General features: G+C 71.1%; 14 protein-coding genes and 1 tRNA gene. 5 read left to right on the top strand and 10 right to left on the bottom strand.

Translation table 11 applies throughout. The features are described 5' to 3' along the window. Positions 1 to 113: 113 nt before the first annotated feature. The 3 genes from ACQYVW_RS13550 to ACQYVW_RS13540 form a co-directional block, all read right to left on the bottom strand. The gene (locus tag ACQYVW_RS13550; RefSeq protein WP_434947363.1) at positions 114 to 1,643 is read right to left on the bottom strand and encodes an N-acetylmuramoyl-L-alanine amidase; all 1,530 of its coding nucleotides are present in this window, start codon (positions 1,641 to 1,643) and stop codon (positions 114 to 116) included. 75 nt (positions 1,644 to 1,718) lie between these two features. Then, positions 1,719 to 2,207: a tRNA (adenosine(37)-N6)-threonylcarbamoyltransferase complex ATPase subunit type 1 TsaE gene (gene tsaE, locus ACQYVW_RS13545; protein WP_434933951.1), complete on the bottom strand. Its 489-nt coding sequence runs from the start codon at positions 2,205 to 2,207 to the stop codon at positions 1,719 to 1,721. Beyond that, positions 2,204 to 3,700 (bottom strand): NAD(P)H-hydrate dehydratase, encoded by a 1,497-nt coding sequence (locus ACQYVW_RS13540; protein WP_434933953.1) that lies wholly within the window; start codon positions 3,698 to 3,700, stop codon positions 2,204 to 2,206. The genes tsaE and ACQYVW_RS13540 overlap by 4 nt, the downstream gene beginning before the upstream one ends. Positions 3,701 to 3,723: 23 nt before the next feature. Between ACQYVW_RS13540 and queG the strand changes: the two genes are divergently transcribed. Then, positions 3,724 to 4,842 (top strand): tRNA epoxyqueuosine(34) reductase QueG, encoded by a 1,119-nt coding sequence (queG, locus tag ACQYVW_RS13535; RefSeq protein ID WP_434933954.1) that lies wholly within the window; start codon positions 3,724 to 3,726, stop codon positions 4,840 to 4,842. Positions 4,843 to 4,926: 84 nt separating this feature from the next. Here queG and pgi read toward each other — a convergent pair whose 3' ends face one another. From pgi to pcnB, 5 genes are all read right to left on the bottom strand, one after another. Then, complete coding sequence (gene pgi, locus ACQYVW_RS13530) at positions 4,927 to 6,432, bottom strand: glucose-6-phosphate isomerase (protein WP_434933595.1); 1,506 nt, start codon at positions 6,430 to 6,432, stop codon at positions 4,927 to 4,929. Between the two features lie 212 nt (positions 6,433 to 6,644). Further along, positions 6,645 to 7,499 (bottom strand): pantoate--beta-alanine ligase, encoded by an 855-nt coding sequence (panC, locus tag ACQYVW_RS13525; protein WP_434933596.1) that lies wholly within the window; start codon positions 7,497 to 7,499, stop codon positions 6,645 to 6,647. A 7-nt stretch (positions 7,500 to 7,506) separates the two neighbouring features. After that, positions 7,507 to 8,316 carry a 3-methyl-2-oxobutanoate hydroxymethyltransferase gene (gene panB / locus ACQYVW_RS13520; protein WP_434933597.1) on the bottom strand — a complete coding sequence of 270 codons (810 nt, stop codon included), beginning with the start codon at positions 8,314 to 8,316 and terminating at the stop codon, positions 7,507 to 7,509. A 4-nt stretch (positions 8,317 to 8,320) separates the two neighbouring features. Continuing rightward, positions 8,321 to 8,812, bottom strand: coding sequence for a 2-amino-4-hydroxy-6-hydroxymethyldihydropteridine diphosphokinase (gene folK, locus ACQYVW_RS13515; protein ID WP_434933598.1), 492 nt, complete (start codon positions 8,810 to 8,812; stop codon positions 8,321 to 8,323). Next, positions 8,809 to 10,125, bottom strand: coding sequence for a polynucleotide adenylyltransferase PcnB (gene pcnB / locus ACQYVW_RS13510; protein WP_434933599.1), 1,317 nt, complete (start codon positions 10,123 to 10,125; stop codon positions 8,809 to 8,811). The genes folK and pcnB overlap by 4 nt, the downstream gene beginning before the upstream one ends. Before the next feature lie 149 nt (positions 10,126 to 10,274). On the opposite strand from pcnB, the gene ACQYVW_RS13505 reads away from it, so the two are divergent. Together ACQYVW_RS13505 and fdxA are read left to right on the top strand one after the other, a co-directional pair. Beyond that, positions 10,275 to 10,350 (top strand) — tRNA-Glu (locus ACQYVW_RS13505). A 210-nt stretch (positions 10,351 to 10,560) separates the two neighbouring features. Continuing rightward, the gene (gene fdxA, locus ACQYVW_RS13500) at positions 10,561 to 10,884 is read left to right on the top strand and encodes a ferredoxin FdxA (protein ID WP_434933600.1); all 324 of its coding nucleotides are present in this window, start codon (positions 10,561 to 10,563) and stop codon (positions 10,882 to 10,884) included. A 149-nt stretch (positions 10,885 to 11,033) separates the two neighbouring features. Here fdxA and ACQYVW_RS13495 read toward each other — a convergent pair whose 3' ends face one another. Both ACQYVW_RS13495 and dapA read right to left on the bottom strand, forming a co-directional pair. Beyond that, positions 11,034 to 11,546: a hypothetical protein gene (locus tag ACQYVW_RS13495; protein WP_434933601.1), complete on the bottom strand. Its 513-nt coding sequence runs from the start codon at positions 11,544 to 11,546 to the stop codon at positions 11,034 to 11,036. A gap of 26 nt (positions 11,547 to 11,572) precedes the next feature. Beyond that, positions 11,573 to 12,478, bottom strand: a complete 906-nt coding sequence (dapA, locus tag ACQYVW_RS13490) for a 4-hydroxy-tetrahydrodipicolinate synthase (RefSeq protein ID WP_434947362.1) — start codon at positions 12,476 to 12,478, stop codon at positions 11,573 to 11,575. Positions 12,479 to 12,572: 94 nt separating this feature from the next. Here dapA and ACQYVW_RS13485 point away from each other — a divergent pair, with 94 nt between their 5' ends. Beyond that, positions 12,573 to 13,220: a glycine cleavage system transcriptional repressor gene (locus ACQYVW_RS13485; protein WP_434933604.1), complete on the top strand. Its 648-nt coding sequence runs from the start codon at positions 12,573 to 12,575 to the stop codon at positions 13,218 to 13,220. 19 nt (positions 13,221 to 13,239) lie between these two features. After that, positions 13,240 to 13,722, top strand: coding sequence for a peroxiredoxin (locus ACQYVW_RS13480; protein ID WP_434933605.1), 483 nt, complete (start codon positions 13,240 to 13,242; stop codon positions 13,720 to 13,722). Positions 13,723 to 13,813 lie beyond the last annotated feature (91 nt).

The raw sequence follows: 13,813 nt of genomic DNA, 5'->3' as shown, positions 1-13,813 counted from the left end.
GGCAGGCACGCTGGAAACCAAAACGATGGAGCGGCCCTCGCGGCCGAGCGGATTCGTGCGAACGGCCGCGCGCGAAAACGACGCCGGACGTGCCGACCGTGGCTGGCGAGGGGCTAGGGGCTGCCGCCCGCGCTCGCGACCTGGCCGGCAGCGGCGCGCGCCGCGTAGAGCGTGCCCGGTGGCGGCTGGCTGGAGAAATAGGTATGCACGCCGTCGAGGATGGCGCGCGCGACCGTGCCCTGGAACTTCGGATCGATCAGCCGCTTTTCCTCTTCCGGGTTGGACAGGAACGCGGTTTCGACCAGCATCGCAGGCATGTCCGAAGTGCGCAGCACCGCGAAGTTCGCGCGCTCGATATGGGGCTTGTGATTGTTGCCGATGCGCTTGAGGCCATCGAGGATGTGGTTGCCCGCATCCTCGGACGCCTTCATCTGGCCGCTCTGGGTGAGGTCGAGCAGGACGCTGGTCAGCACGCTGTCGTTCGTCGTCGTGCGAACCCCGCCGATCAGGTCGGCCGCGTTCTCCTTGTCGGCCAGCCAGCGCGCGCGCTGCGAGGAGGCCCCGCGCAGCGACAGCACGTAGACCGACGAACCCTTGGCGTTGCGGTTCTCGGCCGCGTCGGCGTGGATCGAGATGAACATGTCGGCCTTGGCCTGGCGCGCGATGCGGGCGCGGTTGGTCAGCGGGATGAACATGTCGCGGTCGCGCACCAGATGCGCACGCAGCCCGGGCGTGGCATTGACCTGGCGCGCCAGTTCGCGGGCGATGGCCAGGGTGATGTCTTTCTCGCGCTTGCCGGTGGGGCCGATCGCGCCCGGATCCTGGCCACCGTGGCCGGCGTCGATGGCGATCACGAGCGGACGGCCTGCGCTGGCGATCGCCGGCGCGGGTGCGGTCACGGCGATGCCGGGATCGGTCGATGGCGTGTTCGCGACGACTGCAGCGGGAGCGGCGGCGGGTGCGGAGGTGGGCGGCACCGCACGCGGCAACGACGGGGTGTCGATTGACGGCTGCTGCGGCGGCGATGCCGGATCCGGGCGGACGGCAGTGGCGCGTGCTGCCTGCTGCGCGGTCGCCAGGCCCGCGACCAGTCGCGAGGTGGCCGCGGCGGAGGCAGCGGAGGGATCGGGTGCCGGGGACTGGCTGCCGCCTGCGGCAGCAGGCGCCGGGGTCGCGCCGGGCGGGGGCGACGCGACCGCACCAGCCGCGGCCGCAATCCGGGCGATCGGGTCGGCCTGGCCGTCTCCCGGCCATTCGATGATCAGACGCGCACCGCCTGGACCGGCTTCGTAACGCGGCTTGAGCGCGGCCACCGGCTCGGACAGGTCGAAGACGATGCGGACCGTGCCCGGCTCTGGCTGGCCCCGGCGGATCGCCTTCACCACGCCGGCGGGGGCCGGAAGCACGAGCTTGTCGGCCGCACGGCTGGCCGGCAGGTCGACCACCAGACGATCGGGGTTGGCCAGGGTAATCAGCCTGTACTCGGCCTCGCGGTCCACACCGAGCTCGGCGCGGGTGCCGGTGGCGCCTGTGTTCAGTTCGATCGCACGGATCTCGGCGGCATGCGCGAGGTTCCACAGCAGCGCCGCCAGCAGGGCTGCCGCCAGCAAGATCTGTTGGACGTTGATTCCCCGCGTGCGCATGAGCCGTAGTCAATCACCGTTGTCAGGGATTTGCAACGCAGTTTCCCTTTCAAAACGGCAACCTGCCACCGCTTCCTATGGGTTCGGTTCAGATATCGGGCGCAAACCCTCCGTTCCGGCCAGGCGCGCCAGCCAGGATGCTCCGCGCTCGCCGGCGGCGTGCAGCCCGGCCGCGCGTCCCCCGCCCTCGATGGACAGCTGCAGCTCCAGGTCGGCCGGCGGCAGGGCGGCTCCGCCCCGCTCCGGCCACTCCACCAGCCACAGGACAGGGTTGGCATCGTCCAGGCCGAGGTACTCCAGCTCCCCGGCCTCCCCGATCCGGTACAGATCCAGGTGCAGGGCTTCCCCACCGCCCGCCAGGGAATAGCGCTCGACCAGGGTGTAGGTCGGGCTGCGCACCGTACCGGTCACGCCCAGCGCGCGCAGCCAGGCGCGCGCCAGGGTCGATTTGCCGCTGCCCAGGTCGCCCTGCAGGTAGACCACGGCCGGAACCGGCGCCGTGCGCGCCAGGGCCGCAGCCAGCGCCAAGGTGGCCGCCTCGTCCTGGAGATGCAGTTGGATCAAGGGACCGGCCCTCCGTTGGACCACCGGCGCATGGCGTCGAGCAGGTCGGCCGGCAGCATGCCCCGCTCTCCATCGGCCGCAGCGGTATCGCCCGCCGCGGCGTGCAGCAGCGTGCCGCAGCAGGCCGCCTCGAATGCATCGTGTCCCTGCGCCCACAGCGCGGCAATGCAGCCGCTGAGCAGGTCGCCCATGCCACCGACCGCCATGCCGGGATTGCCCGCGGCGATTACGCGCGGCGTTTGCCCCGGGGCGGCAACCACGCTGCCCGCGCCCTTGAGCACGACCACGCAGCCATAGGTCCTGGCCAGACGCTGCGCCGCTGCGAGGCGGTTGCCCTGGACTTCGGACACGTGCACACCCAGCAGTCGCGCAGCCTCGCCCGGATGAGGGGTGAGCACCGTTTCCGCGGGCAGGGTCCGGGAGTCGCGGGCCAGCAGGTTCAGCGCGTCCGCATCGAGCAGCGCGCGACCGCCCCGCGCCAGCGCGCGCTGGTACAGCGCCTGTCCCCACTCGGCCTGGCCCAGGCCCGGCCCCAGTACCACGACGCCGGCACGCGCCTGGATCGCGTCGAGGGGCTCGGGCGTGTCGACGCCCAGCACCATCGCCTCCGGCCGCCGGGCCAGCATGGCCGTGACATGCGCGGGGCGCGTCGCCACGCTGACCAGTCCGGCCCCGCAGCGCAACGCGGCCTCGGCGGCCAGCATGATCGCCCCGCCCGTGCCCAGGTCGCCGCCCACGCACAGCACGTGGCCGCTGTCGCCCTTGTGCGCATCGCGCCCGCGCGGTACCAGCCAGCCACGCAGGTCGTCCGCAGCCAGCCGCCACGCCGACACCGGCGCCTCGGCGAGGGCGGCGGCGGTGTCCAGGGTGGCCAACGACAGGCTGCCGGCCCAGCAGGCTGCCGCGCCGGTCGCCAGTCCCGCATGCCCGGCCAGAAACTGCAGCGTATGCGTGGCCCGCACCACCGCCCCCGGAGCGCTGCCGCTACCGGCATCCAGGCCGCTGGGCACATCCAGCGCCAGCACCGGACAGCCGGCGGCGTTGATCGCCTCGATCAGCGCAGCCACGCCGGAATCGGGTGCGCGCGCCAGGCCGATGCCGAACAGCGCGTCGACGATCAGGTCGGCCTGGTCGAGGCCGGCGCCGGGATCGGCCACGCCACCACCGGCGGCGAGGTAGGACTCGCACGCCCGCTGCGCCAGTGCCGTCCGCGGCGCGTGCGCCGGAAGCCGGAGCACCCGCACATCGCGTCCGGACAGCAGCGCGTGCCGGGCGAGTTCGTAGCCATCGCCGCCGTTGTTGCCCGGACCGCACACCACCGCGATGCGCTGGGCATCGGGCCAGCGCGCCAACAGCGCGCGCCAAGCCGCCTGCCCGGCGCGCGCCATCAGCGTGTAGGGATCGCCGCTGGCCCTGGCCACGCGCGCTTCCACCGCGCGCAACGCGGCGGTGTCGTACAGCGGCGTGCCGCGGGCATCCGGGTCGGCGTCCATCGCGCGGATTCTATACTTGCGCGGTGTCCGACCCCGCCGCCAGCGCTGCACCGCACGGTGCCCACCTCGCCGACCCTGCCGCCCTCGCCCTGCGCATCAAGGCGCTTGCGCGCGAGTCCGGCTTCCAGCGCTGCGGCATCGCCGGCGTGGAGCTCGGCGAAGACGAACAGCACCTGCGCGACTGGCTCGCCCAGGGCCTGTACGGCACGATGGAGTGGATGGCACGACACGGCGACAAGCGCTCGCGCCCGCAGGAACTGGTGCCGGGCACGCTGCGCGTGATCTCGGTCGGGCTGGACTACGGCCAGGCGCCCGATCCCGCCTGGCGCACGCTGGACGACGGCGAGCGCGCCTACGTGGCCCGCTATGCGCTGGGCCGCGACTACCACAAGCTCATGCGCAACCGGCTGCAGAAACTCGCCGGCCGCGTGGCCGCCGAGATCGGGCCGTTCGGCCATCGCGTCTTCGTGGATTCCGCGCCGGTACTCGAACGCGCGCTCGCACGCAACGCAGGCATGGGCTGGATCGGCAAGCACACCTGCCTGATCGATCGGGACGGCGGCTCGTGGTTCTTCCTCGGCGAGATCTACGTCGACCTTCCGCTGCCGATCGACCCGCCGGCCAGCGCCCATTGCGGCAGCTGCGTGCGCTGCATCGAGGTTTGTCCGACGCAGGCCATCATCGCCCCGCACCGCCTGGACGCGCGCCGCTGCATCTCCTACCTGACCATCGAGCACGAAGGCAGCATCGCCGAGGCGCTGCGACCGCTGATCGGCAACCGCATCTTCGGCTGCGACGACTGCCAGCTGGTCTGCCCCTGGAACAAGTTCGCAAAGCGCACGGACGAACCCGACTTCCGCGCGCGCAACAGGCTCGACGAAGCGTCGCTGGTGGAGCTGTTCGCCTGGACCGAGGAAGAATTCCTGCAGCGCACCGAGGGTACGGCGATCCGGCGCAGTGGTCACTCGCGCTGGTTGCGCAACATCGCCATCGCGCTGGGCAACGCACCTTCCACGCCCGAGGTGATCGCGGCGTTGCGCTCGCGGCGCGATATCGCCGATGCGGTCGTGCGCGAGCACGTCGCATGGGCGCTGGAACGGCACGCGTCGACGGCGGGCCGGCCACAGCCGGCGGCGGACTGACGCGACCGCCGCGCGCGCCCGCGGGCCATCCCGACATGGCACGATCCGGGGGCGCCGCCACGCCGCGGCGGCGCCTGCGAGGCTTCAGGCCGAGCGCGCGCCGATCTCGCCCAGCAGGGCGCGGGTCACCGGATCGTCGGCCTCGCCCTTGCCTTCCAGCGCGGGTAGCAGCCGGCTGGCCAGTTGCTTGCCCAGTTCGACGCCGAACTGGTCGAAGGCATTGATGCCCCATGCCACCGACTGCAGGTAGACGCTGTGTTCGTACAGCGCCACCAGCGCGCCGAGCGCGCGCGGGGTCAGCGCGTCGAGCAGGATCATCGTGCTCGGACGGTTGCCGGCGTAGGCCCGATGCGGATCGTCGCTGGACTGGCCGTTGGCCAAGGCTTCGGTCTGGGCCAGGAGGTTGGCGAGCAGCGCGCGATGGTTGTCGACGTGTCCGTCCTCGCTGTTCACCACTCCGATGAAGTCGGCCGGCACCACCTGGGTGCCCTGGTGCAGCGCCTGGAAGAAGCTGTGCTGGGTATCGGTGCCGGGTCCGCCCCACCACACCGGCACCGTGTCGACCTGCAGCGGCGCGCCATCCAGGCGCGCGGACTTGCCCAGGCTCTCCATCACCAGCTGCTGCAGGTAGTTCGGCAGCAGTTTCAAGCGCTCGTCGTAGGGCAGCACCGCCTGGGTGGCCAGGCCCAGCGCATTGCGGTTCCACAGCGCAGTCAGCGCGTGCCAGAACGCGAGGTTCGCGCGCGGCGCCGCATCGCGGGCATGCGCATCGAGCTCGGCCGCACCGGCCAGCAGTTCCTCGAACCGGTCCATGCCGATCGCCAACGCGATCGGGAAGCCCACTGCCGACCACAGCGAGTATCGCCCGCCCACCCAATCCCACATCGGCAGGATGCGCGCTTGCGCGATGCCGAACGCCGCGGCGCGTTCGACGTTGGCGCTCACGCCATACACGCGGCTGTCGTCGCCCAGCCAGTCGCGCACGATCCGGCCGTTGAGCAGGGTTTCCTGGGTGCTGAAGGTCTTGGAGATCAGGATCGCGGCGGTGCGTGCCGGGTCGAGACCCGCCAGCACCCGCCGCGCGGCGTTGCCGTCGACATTGGAGAGGAAATGCACGCGGAAACGCGCGCCGGGCAGCGCCAGCGCATCCGCCACCAGGCGCGGCCCCAGGTCGGAGCCGCCGATGCCGACGCTGACGACGTCGGTGACATCGCTCGCCGCCAGGGCGTCGATCAGCGCCGCCATGCGCGTGCGCGCTTCGCGCGCGAGCCCGGCGCATTCGCGCGCGATCGCGGCGGTGGAGGCGTCGCCGCGCAAGGCGCTGTGCAGGGCGGCGCGGCCCTCGGTGGCGTTGACGGTCTCGCCGTCCAGCAGGCGGCGCATTGCAGCGCCGAGATCCGCGCGTTCGGCCAGCGCGAACAGCGCGTCCAGCGCCGCCGCGTCGTAACGCTGGCGGGCGAAGTTCGCGTACAGCGGACCGACCCGCAGCGAGAGCGACTGGGCGCGCGCGGCATCGCCCTGGATCAGCGACGCCACGGAATCCGTAGCCAGTCGTTCTGCGTGGGTACCGAGGGTCGCGAAATCCGACATGGACAGGCCTGCCTGTTGTGTGGGAGAGGACGATGCAGATTCAACTGCAACCATGCGCAGGCGAGCTGCGCCGGATCGCGAGTATAGGGGTGATGGGGGCGGCGACGCTGCGCCCGCAGCGACAAATGCCGTGGCGAGGGTCGGCCGCCCGGCTGGCCCCGTCCCGTGCGCGACCGCGACACGTCTCCACGCGCAGTCGCCCGCAACGCGACTCAGCCGCCGGTTTCGAATTCCAGGTTGTCGATCAGCCGCGTCGTGCCGATCCGCGCGGCGATCAGCGCCACGAGCCTGCCCGCGGCCACGTCGACGGTCTCGGCCAGGTCCTCGCGACGCACTGCGGCATAGTCGACTTCGAAACCATGGCCGCGCAGGCGCGCGGCAGCGTCGGCCTCCACCTGCGCCAGCGGCTGCCCTGCCTGCACCGCCGCGCGCATGGCCAGGAGGGTGCGATGGATCTCCGGCGCGACAGCGCGCGCCGCGGCATCCAGGTACTGGTTGCGCGAGCTCATCGCCAGGCCATCGGCCTCGCGCATCGTGTCGCCGGCCAGCAGCTCGATCGGAAACGCCAGGTCGCGGACCAGATGGCGGATCACCGCCAGCTGCTGGTAATCCTTGCGGCCGAAGGCGGCCACGTCGGGCTGTACCTGGTTGAACAGCCGCGCCACCACGGTGGCGACGCCATCGAAATGACCGGGCCGGTGCGCACCCTCCAGGACGTCGGTGACGCCCGGCACGCGCATCCGCACCGCACCGTCGGCGCCATAGGGATACATCTCGTCCACCGAGGGCATCCACAGCAGGTCGCAGCCTGCCGCGGCCAGTCCGTCGGCATCCTCGCGGGGCGTGCGCGGGTAGCGCGAGAAATCCTCATTGGGGCCGAACTGGGTCGGATTCACGAACACGCTGGCGACCACGTGATCGGCCTGCCTGCGCGCGAGTGCGACCAGGGAGAAATGGCCTGCATGCAGGTTGCCCATGGTCGGCACGAAGCTAACGCGCCGGCCGTCCCGCTTCCAGCGGGCGACCTGGGCGCGCAGCGCCGCCAGTTCGGTCACCGTGTCGATCATGCGCGGCTCAGTAGACGTGTTCGGGGCCGGGGAAACTGCCGTCGCGGACCGCCTGCACGTAGCCCTGCACCGCGCCCGCCACCGAACCGCCTTCGGCCAGGAAATCCTTCACGAACTTCGGTCGGCGGTGGCCAGTGTCCAGTCCCAGCATGTCGTGCAACACCAGCACCTGCCCGTCGCAATGCGGACCGGCGCCGATACCGATGGTCGGGATCGGCGAAGCGGCGGTGATCTCGGCGGCCAGGGCCGACGGAACGCACTCGAGCACGAGCAGCGAAGCGCCCGCCTCCGCCACCGCCAGCGCATCGGCACGCAGTTGCGCCGCGGCAGCGGCTTCGCGGCCCTGCACCTTGTAGCCGCCGAAACGCAGTACCGATTGCGGCGTGAGGCCCAGGTGCGCGGACACCGGAATCTCGCGCGCGGCGAGGAAGCGGATGGCCCCGAGCTTGTGCGGACCCGCGCCCTCGAGCTTGACCATGCCCGCGCCCGCCTGCAGCAGCCGGGTCGACGCGTCGAGCGCCCGCTCCGGGGTCGCGTCGGCCTGGAACGGCAGGTCGGCCACGAGCAGTGCGCGCCGCAGCCCACGGGCCACCGCACGCACGTGGTAGGCCATGTCCTCGACACTGACCGGCAAGGTGGAGTCGTGCCCCTGCACCACCATGCCCAGCGAATCGCCCACCAGGATCAGGTCGGCGCCATTGGCATCCAATACACGGGCGAAGCCGGCGTCGTAGGCGGTCAGCATCGCCAGGCGGCGGCCGGCCCGGCGGGCATCGGCCAGGCCGGGAACGGTGATCGGCTTGTCTGCGTTTTCCATGGGTCTAGGGTATCGCCTCGATGCCGTCGGCATCCAATGCCGCGAGCGCGGCCGCCACGCTGCCGCGTCCGGGGATCATCGCCCCGGCGGCGATCTCGGCCAGCGGCACCAGCGCAAATGCACGCTCGTGCAGGTGCGGATGCGGCACCCGCAGGCCGGCCTCGTCGATGACCGCCTCGCCGTAAAGCAACAGATCCAGGTCGAGCGTGCGCGGCCCCCAGCGCTCGGCGCCGGCGGAACGGTCGCGGCCCAGGCGTTGTTCGATATCGAGCAGATGTTCCAGCAAGCGCCGCGCCGGCAGCGATGTCTGCAGCGTCGCGGCGGCATTGAGGAAGTCGGCCTGGTCGAGCCGGCCCCAGGCCGGCGTGCGGTACACGCGCGAGGCGCGCAGCAGGCGCGACTCCGGCAGCGCGGCCAGCGCGACCAGGGCATCGTCCAGCGTCCGCGCCACGTCCCCGACATTGCCGCCGAGGCCGACGCAGGCCAGCGTGTTCATTCGCCGGCGTGGCTGCGACGGCGGCGCCGGCGGCGCTTGCGCGGTGCGCCGTCCTCCGCGTCGGTCTCGCCCGGCGGGTGGTGGGCAATGGCCGAGTCGGGATTGCGCTGCGCCTCCTGCCAGAAGGCGATGTCCTCGTCATGCGCGGGCGAAGCGGCACGACGCAGCAGCAGGAAATCGAAGGCCGCCCGGAACCGCGGATGCGACAGTGTGCGCACCACGCGCTTGCGCTGGCGCAGCGAGAAGCGCGACTGCATCAGCCAGATCTCCTGCATCGGCAGCGAGAAACGGCGCGGCAGCGCGATGGTGCTGAGCTGGTGCAGGGTGACGCGGTCGGCCGCGCGACGCTCGGCCTCGACCGTCTGCACGCCCTGGGCCTGCAGGGCCATCAGCGAGCGGCAATACGCCGGCCACAGCAGCACCGCGAACAGGAATGCGGGCGACACCGGCTCGTCGGCAGCCACGCGCTGGTCGGTACCGCGCAGCCCCTCGATCACCATCCTGCGCAGCGCGCCGCTGCGGTTGGCCGCCAGCGCGGCCGCGCTCTCGGGAAACAGCGCCGCCAGCAGGCCATGCCGTTCCAGCCCTTCGAAGCTGGCGACCGCGTGCCCGGACAGGAACATCTTCAGGCATTCCTCGAACAGCCGCGCCGGCGCCGCCTCCGCCAGCAGGTGCCCGAGCGGGGCGAGCGGAGCGGCGGTCTCGGCGGCGATCTCGAAGCGCAGCTTCGCCGCCAGCCGGATCGCGCGCAGCATCCGTACCGGGTCCTCGCGATAGCGTGTCTCGGGGTCCCCGATCAGGCGCAGCACCCGGTTGCCGACGTCCTGGAAGCCACCGACATAGTCGCGCACCGAGAAATCGGCGATGTCGTAATAGAGCGCGTTCGCGGTGAAGTCGCGGCGGATCGCATCGTCCTCGATCGTGCCGTAGACGTTGTCGCGCAGCAGGCGGCCATCATCGTGGACCTGTCGATCGCCGCTGCCGTCGTCGATGTTGGCGCGGAAGGTCGCGACCTCGATGATCTCGCGGCCGAACACCACGTGCGCCAGCCGGAAACGCCGCCCGATCAGGCGGCAGTTGCGGAACAGGTGGCGGACCTCCTCCGGCGTGGCATCGGTGGCGACGTCGAAATCCTTCGGGTCCAGCCCCGCCAGCAGGTCGCGGACGGCGCCGCCCACCAGGCAGGCGCGATGCCCGGCCTCGTGCAGCCGGTAGAGCACGCGCACGGCATTGGGACTGATCCCGCGGCGGGAAATGGGGTGCTGGTCGCGCGGGATGATCTGCAGCGCGGGGGTCACTGTGTTGGTCGGCATCGGGCCAAGCGGTTCCGGGTCGGGCCGACAAGATGGTGTTCGGCAACCGTTTCTCGCTGCTATACTAGCAAGCTGCACCGGCACCTTGGCCTCTTTGGCCCGCCGATGCAGCCGGAACGTCCAGTCCGGCGCTGCGTTCGCAGCACCCTGCTCCCTTCGTCTAGAGGCCTAGGACGTGGCCCTCTCAAGGCTAAAACACGGGTTCGAATCCCGTAGGGAGCGCCATCTTCCGCACAGGGCCCGCGCAAGCGGGCCTTGTGCTTTTTTCCGGCCCCGCCGGCTTGGGCCGCTGCCCGTGGGCGACGCACCGGCTTGCGGGCATGCCACCAGGCGTGCCGCGCTCGCGGTAACGAATGCGAACGCTTCGCACCGCTGGCCCCACGGGTGTTCTAAAATTGCGGGCCGTCCTGCCCGCACCCACGGAATCGTCGCGACATGCCCTTCGTCGTCACCGAGAACTGCATCAAGTGCAAGTACACCGACTGTGTCGAGGTGTGCCCGGTCGACTGTTTCCACGAAGGCCCGAACTTCCTGGTCATCGACCCGGACGAGTGCATCGACTGCACCCTGTGCGAACCGGAGTGCCCGATCAACGCGATCTATCCCGAGGACGACGTGCCCGCGGGCCAGGAGCACTTCGTGGCGCTCAACGCCGAACTGTCGAAGGAGTGGCCGGTGATCACCACGCGCAAGGAGCCGCCGGCCGACGCCAAGGAATGGGAAGGCAAGCCGGACAAGTTGCCCCTGCTCGAACGCTGAGGCGAGTCCCCTCGCGAGAACAACGAAGGCGCCCGATGGGCGCCTTCTTCGTTCCGGGGCGCGGATCACTGCCCGCGGCCGCGTAACCGCCCGCCCCGCAACGAAAGGAGGCGCCACGCGGGCGCCTCGATTCGTCAGGCGGCAAGCAATCAGCCGCCGGCCAGCGCCGCCTTCAGCGCCGCGATCAGGCGCTGCGGCGGATCACCGGCGGCCGGCAGGCCGCGCGGATCGACGGCGGCGACGTAGGCGCCGGTATCGGTCTTGGTCACGCGGATCAGGAACTTGGCATCCGCGTAATCCACATCGTAGGTACCCAGCAGCTGGGCGCGGTTGACCACGGTCAGGCCCTCGGTCGCCGCCAGCACCTCGCCCACCCGGGCATAGACCTGGTCGCGCTCGCCGGCGACGGCGAAGCCGTTGGGCTGGGCACTGCCGGGCGTGGCCGTGGCCGAACGGGTCACCGACCCGGTCTCGGGCAGCGCCATCGCGGTGGAGGTGTCGGGGCGATCGAGGTCCGGCGGAACTTCCAGTGGACGGGTTTCCGGGCTGCCGGCGTACAGATCGCTGCCCTTGCGGAACCACTTGCAGCCGCTGGTGCCGAGCACGGCCACGGCCACCAGGCCGATCGCGAGCACGCGGAACAGGGGGCGGGAATGACGCATCGTTGAAGTCTCCTGCGGAAAGGGGTTCAGGCCGCGATCGGATCGCGGAGGCTGTGTTCGATGGCCACTGCGGCGGCGGCGATGCGCGCGGCTGCGGGGCGGTTCCCCTCGGCCAGTTCGGTCAGGGGCAGGCGCGGGCCGTGGCCGAGGCCCATCCGCGCCAGCACGGCCTTGACCGGGATCGGATTGGGTTCGATCGAGGCATAGTCGTGGAACTGCGCCAGCGCGGCGTTCCACTCCAGCGCCTCGTCGCGGCGCCCGGCGCGGGCCAGGTTGCACAGGCGGCGCATGGCGGACGGCACCAGGTTCGACACCACCGACACCACGCCATCGGCACCGGCCAACATGGCCTCGGCCGCAGTGGCGTCGTCGCCGCCCAGCACGGCGAAGCCGTCGTTGCGCAGCGCGCACCATTCGGCGATGCGCGCCGGATCGACCACCGCCTCCTTGACGCCGACGATGCGCGGGTGCCCGGCCAGCGTCGCCACGCTCGCCGGTTGCAGGTCGCAGCCGGTGCGCGCGGGAACGTTGTACATCACGATGGGCAGGGCGCCGTCGTCGACCAGCGCGCGGTAGTGGGCGTGCAGGCCGGCCTGGGTGGGGCGCACATAGGGCGGCGTGACGACCAGGGCGGCGTCGGCGCCCAGCGCCGCGGCGCGACGCGTCAGTTCGATCGTCTTGGCGGTGGCCGACTGCCCGGTCCCGGCCAGCACCGGCACGCGACCGCCGACCGTCTCCACGGCGATCCGCAGCAGCGCATCGAATTCGACCTCCAGCAGCGACGAAGCCTCGCCCGTCGATCCGGCCACCACCAGGCCTTGCGTCCCCGCCTCGCACTGCAGATGGAGCAGACGCCGCCAGGCCTCGAGATCGAGCTCGCCCGTCGCCGTGAACGGCGTCGCCAGCGCGGTGATGCTGCCGGAAAGTCGCAAGGGCCAGAGTCTCTTGGACGCGCCCGGAAGCGGGCGCATGAACGGATGTTTCGGATGCCGGCATGTTACTTGCGGCCCGGAAGCACGGGCAAGTATGCTGGCTGCCGCACCCGGGCGAACCCGGGACGCTGTTCATCACCCGATTCCATCACGGACCCTCGCCGCGGACGCCGCCTTGACCGATCCAGACACCGCATCCCGGCCCTCGCCGAACGAGAACCACCTGCTGATCAACGCCTACACGACGCATCCGGCATCTCCCCTGCTGGCCGTGTCTCGGCGTATCGCCGACAGCGGATGCAACCTCGTCGACACGCGCCTGTCGACCGTCGGCCGCGACGTGTCGGTGACCGCGCTGGCCACCGGTTCTTGGGATTCGGTGGCCAAGCTCGAGGCGATGCTCACCCGCCTGGAGCGCGAGGAAGACCTGAAGCTCGTCTGGTACCGCACCGGCCCCAAGCCCGTGCAGTCCAACCTGCTGCCCTACATCGTCGAGGTGGTGGCGGCCGACAAGCCGGGCATCCTGTTCCAGCTGGCCGATTTCTTCGACCGCCAGGGCATCACCATCGAGAGCCTGCACTGTTCGCGCTACCGCGCCATGCAGACCGGCGCGGACATGTTCTCGGCCCAGGTCACCATCGGCGTGCCGGCGAACATGCACATCGCCGCGCTGCGCGACGACTTCCTCGAGTTCTGCGATCACCTGAACCTCGATGCCATCATGGATCCGATGAAGTTCTGATCCCACGGACGACGGTGGAATGATCGCAACCGGCAAGGCCCTGCCCAAGTCCACGCTGAAGCTGCCGCTGGCGCTGTCCGGCGGTGCCCACGCCACGCTCGCCGACCATGCCGGCCGCTGGCTGGTGCTGTACTTCTACCCCAAGGATTCGACGCCCGGCTGCACCACCGAGGGTCTGGACTTCAACGCCCTGCTGGGGGAGTTCGAGGCGCTGGGCGCCGATGTGCTTGGCGTATCGCGCGATTCGGTGAAGTCGCACGACAACTTCTGCGCCAAGCAGGGCTTCCGCTTCCCGCTGGTCAGCGATGCCGACGAGGCGCTGTGCCGCGCCTTCGACGTGATCCACGAGAAGAACATGTACGGGCGCAAGGTACAGGGCGTGGTGCGCAGCACCTTCCTGATCTCGCCCGACCAGCGCCTGGTGCGCGAATGGCGCGGCGTCAAGATCGCCGGCCACGCCCAGGCCGTGCTCGAAGCACTGAAGGCCGCTCGGCCCACGTGACCCCATACCCGGACCGTCGCCACCGCCGCCCTGCCCCGCAGGCCGCAGCGGCGCGCGGCCGTGCCCGCTTTTCCGCCGCCAGGAGGCGAAC

Origin of the sequence: Luteimonas campi (assembly GCF_051162505.1) — a bacterium.
Lineage (GTDB): Bacteria > Pseudomonadota > Gammaproteobacteria > Xanthomonadales > Xanthomonadaceae > Luteimonas.
Note: the sequence above shows the minus strand (reverse complement) of the source record. Positions and strands in the feature narration are given on the sequence as shown.